Origin of the sequence: Acinetobacter sp. UBA2063 (assembly GCF_002333245.1) — a bacterium.
Taxonomy (GTDB): Bacteria; Pseudomonadota; Gammaproteobacteria; order Pseudomonadales; family Moraxellaceae; genus Acinetobacter; species Acinetobacter parvus.
In genome coordinates this window covers 1-12,290 of the sequence record NZ_DDAH01000096.1, presented here as the reverse complement: position 1 = coordinate 12,290, position 12,290 = coordinate 1, and the positions used below count along the sequence as shown (strand labels likewise).

General features: G+C 42.9%; 10 protein-coding genes and 1 pseudogene. 7 read left to right on the top strand and 4 right to left on the bottom strand.

From position 1 onward, the window contains the following. Positions 1-65: 65 nt before the first annotated feature. Positions 66-842 (bottom strand): M48 family metallopeptidase, encoded by a 777-nt coding sequence (locus B4H32_RS04320; RefSeq protein ID WP_262450837.1) that lies wholly within the window; start codon positions 840-842, stop codon positions 66-68. 216 nt (positions 843-1,058) lie between these two features. Beyond that, positions 1,059-1,766 (bottom strand): cAMP-activated global transcriptional regulator CRP, encoded by a 708-nt coding sequence (gene crp / locus B4H32_RS04315; RefSeq protein ID WP_004681047.1) that lies wholly within the window; start codon positions 1,764-1,766, stop codon positions 1,059-1,061. A gap of 147 nt (positions 1,767-1,913) precedes the next feature. Between crp and B4H32_RS04310 the strand changes: the two genes are divergently transcribed. Beyond that, on the top strand, positions 1,914-2,342 hold the full coding sequence (locus tag B4H32_RS04310; RefSeq protein WP_004681045.1) for an OsmC family protein: 429 nt from the start codon (positions 1,914-1,916) through the stop codon (positions 2,340-2,342). A 62-nt stretch (positions 2,343-2,404) separates the two neighbouring features. Here the strand turns inward: B4H32_RS04310 and B4H32_RS04305 are convergent. Next, positions 2,405-2,542: pseudogene (locus tag B4H32_RS04305) on the bottom strand (M23 family metallopeptidase); the annotation flags it as partial. A 217-nt stretch (positions 2,543-2,759) separates the two neighbouring features. On the opposite strand from B4H32_RS04305, the gene clpB reads away from it, so the two are divergent. Together clpB and B4H32_RS04295 are read left to right on the top strand one after the other, a co-directional pair. Beyond that, positions 2,760-5,339, top strand: a complete 2,580-nt coding sequence (clpB, locus tag B4H32_RS04300; protein WP_286800284.1) for an ATP-dependent chaperone ClpB — start codon at positions 2,760-2,762, stop codon at positions 5,337-5,339. A gap of 171 nt (positions 5,340-5,510) precedes the next feature. Beyond that, positions 5,511-5,999, top strand: coding sequence for a hypothetical protein (locus B4H32_RS04295; RefSeq protein WP_004681042.1), 489 nt, complete (start codon positions 5,511-5,513; stop codon positions 5,997-5,999). Between the two features lie 113 nt (positions 6,000-6,112). On the opposite strand, the gene rlmKL is transcribed toward B4H32_RS04295, so the two are convergent. Continuing rightward, positions 6,113-8,317: a bifunctional 23S rRNA (guanine(2069)-N(7))-methyltransferase RlmK/23S rRNA (guanine(2445)-N(2))-methyltransferase RlmL gene (gene rlmKL, locus B4H32_RS04290; protein WP_004777024.1), complete on the bottom strand. Its 2,205-nt coding sequence runs from the start codon at positions 8,315-8,317 to the stop codon at positions 6,113-6,115. A 248-nt stretch (positions 8,318-8,565) separates the two neighbouring features. Between rlmKL and B4H32_RS04285 the strand changes: the two genes are divergently transcribed. The 4 genes from B4H32_RS04285 (at position 8,566) to B4H32_RS04270 (ending at position 12,078) form a co-directional block, all read left to right on the top strand. Further along, positions 8,566-8,940 (top strand): hypothetical protein, encoded by a 375-nt coding sequence (locus B4H32_RS04285; protein WP_004681038.1) that lies wholly within the window; start codon positions 8,566-8,568, stop codon positions 8,938-8,940. A gap of 119 nt (positions 8,941-9,059) precedes the next feature. Beyond that, on the top strand, positions 9,060-10,076 hold the full coding sequence (locus B4H32_RS04280) for an aspartate carbamoyltransferase catalytic subunit (RefSeq protein ID WP_004681037.1): 1,017 nt from the start codon (positions 9,060-9,062) through the stop codon (positions 10,074-10,076). 12 nt (positions 10,077-10,088) lie between these two features. Next, entirely contained in the window at positions 10,089-11,321 is a 1,233-nt protein-coding gene (locus B4H32_RS04275; protein WP_004681036.1) for a dihydroorotase, read from the top strand. A 184-nt stretch (positions 11,322-11,505) separates the two neighbouring features. Then, positions 11,506-12,078, top strand: coding sequence for a hypothetical protein (locus B4H32_RS04270; protein WP_004681034.1), 573 nt, complete (start codon positions 11,506-11,508; stop codon positions 12,076-12,078). Positions 12,079-12,290 lie beyond the last annotated feature (212 nt).

Here is a 12,290-nt window from a genome sequence, read left to right as displayed (position 1 = left end):
AATCTTTGTGCAACAAAGCCGTATCTTGAAATGGGCCTTTCTTGTAAGAAAGGCCATAATACTTATTAACGGCGTTTGTTATACACCGCCATCGCAGCTGGCAGGTTTTTACGCATATCACTAATACGCTGTGTATTCGATGGGTGTGTGGATAAGAAAGAAGCACCTCCCGCACCATCTAAACGATTCATTTTTTCCCAGAGACTAATGGCTGCATTTGGGTCATAGCCCGCTTTTGCCATCAGCATTAAACCGCCATAATCGGCACGGCTTTCAAGATTGCGCGAATAAGGCAGACCAATACCAATTTGACTGCCCAAATTAATTGCGGCATTGCCTAGATCGCCGATATTGGTACCCGCATAAGACGTACCAATGCCAATCGCCAGGTTGGTCAGTGCCTGTGCACCAATCTTACTCTTGGCATGCTCTTCAAGTGCATGGGTCATTTCATGGCCCATGACTGCTGCAATTTCATCATTGGTTAAATTCAGCTTGTTGACAATACCTGTATAGAACACCACTTTACCGCCTGGTGCCACATAGGCATTGACGGTATCAGATTTTAATACAGCCAGTTGCCAGTCAAAACGTTGACCTGTTTGATTGAGTTGATCAGCATAAGGTTTCAGGCGCAGGAATACGCTGTTAATGCGTTGATAGGTATTTGAACTGGTATCCAGCTGGTTCTTGGCACGTGCTTCCTGAGTCATCTGTGCAAAGCTTTGTGCTGATTGCGCATTCAGGGTTGCGCTGTCTGCACCCGCCATATCTGCAAATGAGGCACAGCCTGAAATGGTCATTACAGTGATCGCACAAAAGCTTAAAGCCAATTTTTTCATACTTATTTGCTCCAAATCAGTATTTTATGAATATCGTCATGATTAAGGAGGATTATAAAAAAATGTTTATAACGCTTTACATTCCGAATGGCTCTATAATCATTGTAATTATGTAATCACTATTTTGTCATATTGCATGAATTTTCACATAAATTGATAAAATTAAAGCCAGTGTTTTTGCACTGGCTTTGATAGTGAGACAGAAGCCTGATGAAATCAATCTTCGTCGTCAAACTCCTCTTCAGAAAAAGCATTTTCTTCTAAAGACGTATCAAAAATTAAAATGGCCTTACCCTCAGTCTGGATCATGCCCTGATCTTCAAGCGTTTTAAGCACACGGCCAACCATTTCACGTGAACAGCCCACGATACGGCCAATTTCCTGACGGGTAATACGAATCTGACGACCATTTGGTAAAATCATTGCCTCAGGTTGAGCAGATAAATCAATTAAGCAACGAGCAATACGACCAGACACATCAATGAACGCAAGGTCAGTCATTTTACGTGTGGTGTTCTTGAGACGGCGTACCAACTGGGCAAATACTGCATAGCTTAGGTCAGGGTATTGCTTGCTTAACTCATGGAAATTGTCGTAGGAAATTTCAGCAATCTCACATACATCTCGGGTACGTACTTCTGCGGTACGTTGAGGATTCTTTTCAAAAAGACCCATTTCACCAAAGAAGTCGCCTGGGTTGAGGTAGGCGACAACAATTTCACGCTCATCATCTTCACGTAATATAATTGACACTGAACCTTTTAAAATTAAATACAGTGATTTTGATTCAGTTCCAGCATCAATAATCGTGGTGCGTTTAGGGTATCTGTTAATATGAGCACGTTTTAGCAAAGCCTTTACTGACTCAGGCAGTTGGCCTGGAGATAAAGCATCAGTGCTAAGTTGTGAAAAATTTGAAGTCATGCTTAAAATTTCCGAATTTGGATGAAACCGATCGCACAGGCTTTGTTAAAGCCTTTTCTACACAGAAGAGATGAAATTCCTTATCAACTCATTTTATGTTAGTGTACAAGAACTAGGTAAATTTATAACGTTTTTTGGGTAGTTGCAATGCAAACAAGTGTACATTGGTTAGAGAATGTTGCTTTTGAAGCGAAATCGGAAAGTGGCCACAGTGTGGTGATGGATGGTTCCGCAGAATATGGAGGTGAAAACCGTGGTCCACGTCCTATGGAGTTGATTTTAATGGGACTTGGTGGTTGTGCTTCGTTTGATATTGTGACCATTTTAAAGAAATCCCGTCAAGATGTCACAGATGTTGTATGTCACTTAAAAGCCGAAAGGGCAGATGCAATCCCAGCCGTGTTTACAAAAATCCATCTACACTTCATTGTGACAGGTAAAGCGGTAAAAGCCAAGCAGGTTGAAAAGGCAGTTGAACTGTCAGCGGAAAAATACTGTTCAGCAAGTAAAATGCTTTCGGATGGTGGGGTGGAAATTACCCATGACTTTGAAATTATTGAAGTGGATAATGCCTGATTGTTAAATATTTCTAAAAAGTGATCTATTGCCATAGATTACTTTTTTATAAGTTTATGTTTTTACTTTATGAACAATTGTGGATCTACCCGAGCATTGTTCAGGCTCATTCCCCAATGTAGGTGCGCGCCCGTCACACGCCTAGTTTTCCCGACCAGTCCAAATTGTTCACCCTGACGAATATGCTGTCCTTTTTCCACATAAAAGTACAATAAAGGTTCTGTGCAAATTGGAAAAGACCGAAAATTTATACAAAACATACTTGAAATATATTATTTATAGACCCATATTGTTACTGAGAGTTATCCATATTTTGTTTTATAAGATTTTGGAAAAACATATAAATTTTATTTGAAAATCTAAAAACTGTTCGCATCTTAGTGATAAGTTAAAAATTTGTTGTGAGGAATAACAAGAATGCGCTTTGAAAAATTTACAAACCGCCTACAGCAAGCACTCTCAGATGCACAGTCACTGGCAATAGGCAAGGACCATACCGCAATTGCAGGGATTCATATCCTTATGACATTGCTGGAAGAACCTGCTAACCAGAGTCTGTTGCAGCAAGCAGGGGCTGATTTACCCACCTTAATGCAAAAACTGAATCAGGCATTAAATGATGCTGCAACGATTAGTAATCCGACGGGTGACGTCAATTTAAATCCAGAAGCGGTACGCATTTTAAATTTAGCTGATAGTTATGCACAAAAAGCAGGGGATGAATTTTTATCCACTGATTGGGTGCTATTGGCATTGGCTGAACAGGGTGAAACCAAAAAAATTATTGAAAGCTCAGGTGCAACTGCACAGAAATTACGTGCAGTCATTGAAAAAATTAGAGGAACAGAAAAAGTGACCACCAATAACCATGAAGATCAACGTGACTCACTCAATAAATATACCATTGATTTAACCGAGCGTGCCTTGGCAGGCAAGTTAGACCCTGTGATTGGGCGTGATGATGAAATCCGCCGTACCATTCAGGTGTTGTCACGCCGTACCAAAAATAACCCTGTGCTGATTGGTGAACCTGGGGTCGGTAAAACCGCGATTGTAGAGGGCTTGGCACAACGCATCGTCAATGGTGAGGTGCCTGAAAGCTTAAAGAATAAACGTGTGCTTTCACTGGACTTGGGTTCGTTGCTGGCGGGTGCAAAATATCGTGGTGAGTTTGAGGAACGCTTAAAAGCGGTATTGAAAGACCTTGCCAAACACGAGGGCGAGATCATCCTGTTTATTGATGAGTTGCACACATTGGTAGGTGCAGGCAAGGGCGACGGTGCAATGGATGCAGGCAATATGTTGAAACCTGCCTTAGCGCGTGGTGAACTACGCTGTGTTGGTGCTACCACTCTAGATGAATATCGCCAGTATATTGAGAAAGATGCTGCGCTTGAGCGTCGTTTCCAGAAAGTGTTGGTTGATGAGCCAAGTGTGGAAGATACCATTGCGATTTTGCGTGGTCTTAAAGAGAAATATGCAACCCATCACGGTGTACAAATTTTGGATTCCGCGATTATTGCGGCGGCGAAAATGTCACATCGTTACATCACTGACCGTCAGTTGCCAGATAAAGCGATTGACCTGATTGATGAGGCGGCTTCACGGATTAAGATGGAGATCGACTCTAAGCCAGAGGCATTGGATAAGCTTGATCGCCGTCTCATCCAGTTGAAAATGCAGTTGGAAGCGGTGAAAAAAGATGAAGATGCAGGCAGTAAGGCTGAAGTCAATCATCTTGAGCAGCAAATTGCTGAAAAGCAGAAAGAGTACAATGATCTGGAAGAAATCTGGAAAGCTGAAAAAACACTGGTTGAGGGTGATAAAAAAGCCCAGATCGAATTGGATCAGGCACGGGTTGCTTTGGAAAAAGCCAAACGTGAGGGTGATTTGGCGGAAGCAGCACGCCTACAATATGGTGTGATTCCAGAGTTACAAAAGCGTCTGGAACAGGCGGAAGTTGCTGAGGAAAATGAGGAACCTAAACTCATTCGTACCAAAGTGACCGAGAATGAGATTGCTGAGGTGGTCAGTGCGGCAACAGGTATTCCTGTAACGAAAATGTTGCAGGGCGAACGTGAAAAACTGCTCCAGATGGAGGAGTTCTTGCACAACCGTGTGGTTGGTCAGGATGAAGCAGTGGTGGCGGTTTCCAATGCGGTGCGTCGTTCACGCGCAGGCTTGTCCGATCCAAACCGTCCAAGTGGGTCATTCCTGTTCCTTGGCCCGACAGGTGTGGGTAAAACCGAGTTGACCAAGGCATTGGCCAACTTCCTGTTTGACAGTGATGATGCCATGATTCGGATTGATATGTCTGAGTTTATGGAAAAGCACTCGGTGAGCCGTTTAGTTGGTGCGCCTCCAGGCTATGTGGGCTATGAAGAGGGTGGTGTTTTAACCGAAGCGGTACGCCGTAAACCATACAGCGTGGTGTTGTTTGACGAGGTGGAGAAAGCGCATCCAGATGTGTTCAATATCTTGCTACAGGTGTTGGATGATGGTCGCTTGACGGATTCACAAGGCCGCGTGGTGGACTTTAAAAACACGGTCATCGTGATGACCTCGAACTTGGGTTCACAAGATGTACGAGAACTGGGTGAGGGGGCCACTGATGATGAGATTCGGGCAGTGGTGATGAATGCGGTTAGCCAGCATTTCCGTCCAGAGTTTATCAACCGTATTGATGAGGTGGTGATTTTCCATCCACTGCAAAAAGACCAGATTCGTGCTATTGCGGATATTCAACTGGAACGTTTACGTTCCCGCCTCAATGAGCGTGATATAGGCTTGACTGTGGATGACACGGCATTTGATCTATTGATTGAGGCTGGCTTTGACCCTGTGTATGGTGCACGTCCGTTAAAACGTGCAATTCAGCAACAGGTGGAAAATACTCTGGCGCAGAAGATTTTATCTGGTGAGTTCCAGCCTGGAGATAACATCCTGATAAAAGCTGAGGATGGTCATTTGGTGTTTGAGAAACTCAAGTTGAGCTAGGCAAAAAATTTAACGGCCAATGTGTAAAAAGATGGTGATGCCAATCACCATCTTTTTTTATATGAGTGCAACTGGTCAGATTTTTTGGGGAAAAGTACCAATAACATTGCGGCTTGATGAAAAACTTGATAGTTTCAGAACAAATAAGAAAAAAATTCAGGATGAATTGCAATGGAAAATAAGCAACATCATTACACGGACCGCTGTGTAATTTTGTTTATGATCGCTTTATCTTCAATGGGGCATGCTGCACAACCATTGAATGAAGTAAATCTGGCACTACAAACAGGCGTGCTGAATAACGCATTGCCGAGCATCATTGTAAAAGCCCAGCAGGATGTATTAAAGCCAGAGGAAGAACGCTGGCGTGCACAACGTGTACTAAGCGATCAAAATCTCCGTGATGTACGGATTAAAATTCTATCAGAAAGCGTTTTATCACCTTATCAAGAGCAGAAAAGAAACACTGTTTCGGATGGGCGAGATAAAAAAGCTGCAACCATTAAACCTCATGCAGTCGCTCCAGATCGTTTGATGATTTATGAGTTTAATTCAGATAATGTACACACCTATGAGTTTTCTGATACCTATAATACTGCTGGCAATCAGGTAGATATTGAGGGGCGTGTTACAGGTACCGTGACTTTAAATAAGAAATAATACAATTTATTCGAGAATTTATTTTTTCTGTACATGATATAATACTCAAAATTTTAAACTGATAAGTGAAGCCACCATTCGAGTTAAGACAAAATGGTGGCTTGTTTTCAGTTTCAAAGTTGTTGGTGTTTTATTTTCCAGGCACGATGAATTTTTTGATTACGTTTGAAATCTAGTCCAATGGTTTCAGAGGTAATTTCTTCAACATCGTATAGGGCTTCAAGTTCCTCATCCAATTCGAAACCTCTATAGTTATTTGAAAAATATAGTGTTCCCTCACTGTTTAGACGGTTCATTGCCCGTTTAAGCAGTGAAACATGGTCACGCTGTACATCAAATGTTCCATAGAATTTCTTTGAGTTTGAGAAAGTCGGTGGATCAATAAAGATCAGGTCATATTGCTCATGACCCTCTTTTAACCATTCAAAACAGTCACTGGCAAAAAACATATGCTGTTCATCTGCATGGTCTACGGTTAAGCCATTCAGTACAAAGTTTTCTTTAGACCAACTCAGATAGGTGTTGGATAAGTCAACACTGGTGGTACTGGCTGCGCCACCCAATGCGGCATGCAAGCTTGCAGTTGAGGTATAGCTATACAGGTTCAGGAAATGCTTGCCACGCGCTTCCTTGGCGATTCGAAGACGAATCTGGCGATGGTCTAAAAATAGACCTGTATCCAAGTAATCGGTTAAGTTGACTAAAATTTTGGCATCACCTTCCTGAACGATAAAGCGTTTAGAGGCGGTACTTTGTTTGGTGTATTGATTGGTACCTGTCTGTTTTGCACGGGTTTTAATAAATATGGCATCACGTTGTAAGCCAGTCACAGCACGGATTGCGGCAAGTGCAAGGTTAAAACGTTTTTTGGCTTTTTCAGGATCAATGGTTTTAGGTGGCGCATATTCCTGAACATGCAATCTATCCCCATATAAATCAACGGCAACGTTGAAGTCAGGCAAGTCGGCATCATACAGACGTAGACAGTAGATATTTTCTTTAACTGCCCATTTTTTTAAGGCCTGCATGTTTTTTTGCAAACGGTTGGTAAAATCCTCAGCACCCTCGATTTTTTCAAACTGTTGTGGTTGCCATGTTGCCAAAAAGGGTTGGGTGACAGTTGCTGGCTTGATGGTGCCAAAACGCACGTAGATTGGTAATTTACCATTCATTAAACGTAAGGTTTGTGGGTCGTTAAATGCCAGTACATCTGCCTGTTCAACCTGTGCGGCAATAATTGCGGCACGCTGGTTTGGAAAATTCTTCTGTAATAGAGCCGATAAACCCAGATATAAAGAGCGGTTTGATGCTTTATCTCCCAAACGTTCCCCATAAGGAGGATTGGTCACAATAAAGGCTTTCTTGCCCTCGGCATGAAAGTCATCCCAGTCCGCTAAGGTACGTTCTTCAATCTGGATTTGGTCAAGCAGTTTTTCAAAACCCGCAGCAATGATATTTTGGCGGGTGGCCTTGACTGCTTCCCAGTCTGCATCGTAAGCATAGAATTTAGGTAAAGCCTGTTCCAAAGCTTTTTCATGGCGTTCCGCTGCTTCAGCCTTAAGTGATAACCAGAGATCACGGTCATGCCCATGCCAGCCAGTAAAACCAAAACGTCGAACTAGGCCTGGCGCACGATCTGTTAAAATCATGAGGGCTTCAATGATGAATGTGCCTGAACCGCACATTGGGTCAAGAATAATATCGGGTTGATATTGTGCTAATTGAGCTTTTTGTAGAATTGCCGCTGCCAGATTTTCTTTAATTGGCGCATCGGTCATAAAACGGCGATAGCCACGTTTATGCAGAGAATCACCAGATAAATCCAGACAGTAGGTGTGTTCAGTTTTACCTGCCAACACATAAAGTGTAATTTCAGGCTGCTTGATATCAATACTTGGGCGTTTACCCACTGCTTCCATAAAGGAATCTACAACGCCATCTTTAACCCGTAAGGTGGCAAACTGGGTATTGACCTTAATTTCACGTTCAACATGCAGGCGCACTGCAAAGGTGCTTTGTGGAGCAAAAATTAAAGACCAGTCAAAACTGATTGCACCCTCATAGAGTTCTTCCGCCACATCACGGGCATCATGCGAATGTTCCAACTCATGTCTATGAATGGGCAAAACGACTCGTGAGGCAAGGCGTGACCACATACAGACCCGATACGCCTGTTCCAGTGTGTCCTTAAAAATCAAACGTCCCGCAAAACGTTGAATGTCATGAATACCAAAGCTTTCCAATTCTTGTTGTAATAAGGTTTCCAGTCCATCCGCACAGGTCACCCAATATTCTGTTAGACGTGGTTTAGCGTTCATTCAATGTTCCAAAGCGGTTTTAGCAATCGGCTATTTTAACTGATTTTTACCTGTTCTGTCGGCGCATATTTGTGTGATCGTCAGCTTTATCATCTATTAAGAGGTTTTTTTAAAGTGATCTGATGCTTGTTTATAATTTCTGCACGTGGGGCAGGGCATTTTTTACTTCATTTTAATAATTGGTACAGATTTTGCATTTCTTTAGATAAATTATCGTTAAATACTTCTCCCAACGATGTGAGGACGTTATGAAAGAAAGCATGAATAATGAAGTGATGGTCAGTGCCGAGGCTTTTGCAACCGCAACCCAAATGTATGTCCGTTTAAGACGGGTATCCAGTCGCGTGATTGACGTGATGTACTTGGTGCATAACAAGGAATATGCACAACATATTGTGGATATTGCCCTGGCAACACAGGATGCCGAGCTGGCCCATTATGTTGAGCGCTTGCGTCCGTTAATTGACCTATATCCTGAGCCAGCTCTCGCCTTGGTTGAAACTAAGGTGGAAGCTGAGAAAGAACAGCCTGTTGAGGAAAATGACTACTATTCAATAGAAGTGACTGACGAAGAGATTTATCAGGCACAGGTTCATCATCACTATATTGGTGCGCTGCGCTAGCCGAATCTGTTGCAACTCTCTCATTTAATGCAACATAACGGTGAAAAGTTGTTCTGCGAAAATACAAGAATTGGGCTACACTATGCAGGTTTTGGTGATTCGACCCATAGGAATCCATTATGCATATTGCAGCCCTGCATCAACCGAGTCAGGTTCAACTGAATCAGCAAGGAAATTTAAAACACTTTTTAACCATTGAGGGCCTTTCAAGGGAAAGCCTGACCAAGATTTTAGATACAGCACAAAGCTTTTTAGATGACAATAATAACCTGATCAACCGTCCCTTATTAGAGGGTTTGACGGTGATGAATCTTTTCTTTGAAAACTCGACCCGTACCCGAACCACCTTTGAGGCTGCGGCAAAACGTTTATCTGCAAATGTCCTGAATATTGACATTGCACGCTCAAGTACTTCAAAAGGTGAAACGCTGCGGGATACGCTTTGGAATCTGGAGGCGATGGCGGCCGATATTTTTGTGGTACGTCACTCATCTTCAGGCGCCGCACATTTTATTGCCAAAGATATCTGCCCTAAAGTTGCCATTATTAATGCGGGTGATGGTCGCCATGCACATCCGACACAAGCCATGCTGGACATGCTGACCATTCGCCGTGAAACCAAGAAACCATTTGAACAACTCAGTGTGGCCATTATCGGTGATATTAAACATTCACGGGTGGCACGTTCAGACGTTGCGGCATTACAAACGCTGGGCTGTAAGGATATTCGTGTGATTGCGCCGAATACCTTGCTACCTGTGGGTTTTGATGAGTATGGTGATCATGTGCGTTTATTTAACCAGATGGATGCAGGCGTGACAGACTGTGATGTGATTATTGCCTTGCGTATCCAGAACGAGCGGATTGATTCACCTGCCTTAGCGTCACAGTCTGAATTTTATAAAATGTACGGACTTAACAAAGAACGTCTGGCTTTGGCAAAACCTGATTGTATCGTGATGCACCCAGGGCCGATGAACCGTGGTGTTGAAATTGATTCCAGCATTGCCGATGGTGACCAGTCCGTGATTCTCAAGCAGGTCACCAACGGGATTGCGGTTCGTATGGCTGTATTGGCACTTGCAATGCAAGGACAATTACAGGAACAGGGTTTAATTGATGTGATTGCACTGTAAGGGATAGCTCACATGAGTATTGTAAAAATTGAAAATGTCCGTGTGCTCGATCCAATTCAAAAAACTGATCTGGTTAAAACAGTTTTTATTGAAAACGGAAAATTGGTTGAAGCCGTTGATCAGGTGGATGAAAGCATTGATGGGCAGGGTAAATGGTTGATGCCAACCATGGTGGACTTGTGTGCGCGTTTGCGTGAACCAGGTCAGCAGCAGCATGGCACCTTGAAGTCGGAAGGCAAGGCAGCCCGTGCCAATGGGATTCTGCATGTGATTACCCCACCAGATTCAAAGCCAATTGTGCAGGATAATGGTGCCTTGATTCATGGTCTCATTGAAAAGGCACAACTCGATGGCGGTATCTATTTGCAGATCATTGGCGCACAGACCCAGGGTTTAAATGGAAAACAGCCAGCCAATATGGCGGGTTTAAAAAAAGGTGGTTGTACAGCCGTTTCCAATGCCAATGCAGCCTTTGAAAATGATGATGTGGTGATTCGTACCCTTGAGTATGCTGCTGGTTTGGGGCTGACGGTGGTGTTCTATGCGGAAGAACCGCAAATTGCCAAAGATGGTTGTGCGCATGAGGGCTTTATTGCCTCACGTCAGGGCCTGCCAATGATTCCTGCGATTGCAGAAACAGTGGCGATTGCCAAGTATCTACTGATGATTGAAGCGACAGGTGTTAGGGCTCATTTTGGCCTGTTGTCCTGTGGCGCGTCTGTGGAGTTGATCCGAGCTGCCAAGGCCAAAGGATTGCCTGTGACTGCCGATGTCGCCATGCATCAGTTACATTTAACTGAACAACTAACAGATGGTTTTAATGCACTTGCGCATGTGCGTCCACCGCTGCGTTCCGAACAGGACAAGGCATTATTGCGTCAGGGTGTGAAAGAGGGCGTGATTGATGCGATCTGTACCCATCATGAACCATTAAGCAGTTCTGCGAAAATGGCACCTTTTGCCGAAACACAGTCTGGAATCACCGCTTTTGATACTTATGTGGCACTGGGTGTGCAACTGGTAAACGAGGGTGTATTTGAGCCACTGGAATGGGTGGAAAAAGTCACTTCGATTCCTGCACAGGTGGCGAATATGTCACAGCGCTGGCAACAGGAGGCAGGCTGGGTGCTGGTTGATCCATCATTGCAATGGGTAGTTTCCAAAGCCTCAATTCTTTCCCAGGGGAAAAACACCCCATTGATTGGACAGCAACTGACAGGTAAGGTGATTGGTATATTTGCCTGATAATTATCATAAAAGGCAGAATAAGTTGACTGCACCTTATTCTGCTTTGTAAAATGTGATGTAAGTGTTGTATTGAAAGTTTATAGAACAGATTAAAACTAAGAAAAATTCATTAAAGTAATAACAAATATCTAAGGCTCGGCTAATACGATAAAGCGGTTGAATGGAAATTGGAGTAAAGTATATGTCTATAAATCCAATCGAGTTACTTAAACAGAAAGTTTCATCGGTCATCGTCAATGACCAAACTTGCCTGGTCAATGAAAAAAATGCCATCTTATCAAGATTCTACCCAATTCTCTTAAGTCGTTTTTTAGCAAATCCAGAACTGATTGATCAACTTAAGGAAAAGCTAAGGCCTTGTCTATCTGATTTACTGGAAAATAATAATCAGGTGATCAATTCATTGCTTATACATCTTGCCGCTGGAAAACTTTCAGTTACAGAAGTAGAGACCACCTTAAATCGAGCAATTCCTAAAAGCTTGGCTGTGCTTTCAGCTGAGGTTGGCCATGAGGCCATCTATATTATTCATTATCTTAGGGAGCATAGTGTGTCGATTCAGGCACTGTTGCCTGTTTGGAGTGCCGAGGTGCTTTTACCTTTAAATCAGCTTAAATTAAACGAACCTGAACAGTCAGAAGAACCCTTGCCAGAAATGCCACCTGAGCCTCATAGGCATCATCGAATTTTCCCATTTTTTGCCCTGTTTGTTGCCAGTTTTTCACTCATTTGGTTATACCAGTTAGTGAGGTGAAAGATGGGGACATGTGATTCACTGGCAGATAATGCAACAGAAGAGTGGCGTTTTAAAAACCGCAGTATTGAATTTTCAGTAAGCCCTTAACCAGTTATTTAAGCAATGCTTGAAAAGCGTTATGGCGACATAACTTTTTTTATTTTGACCATTTACTTTAGCTATTTAATTATAAATAGGACTGTTTAAAGTAAATAGGACTTACGCATTGA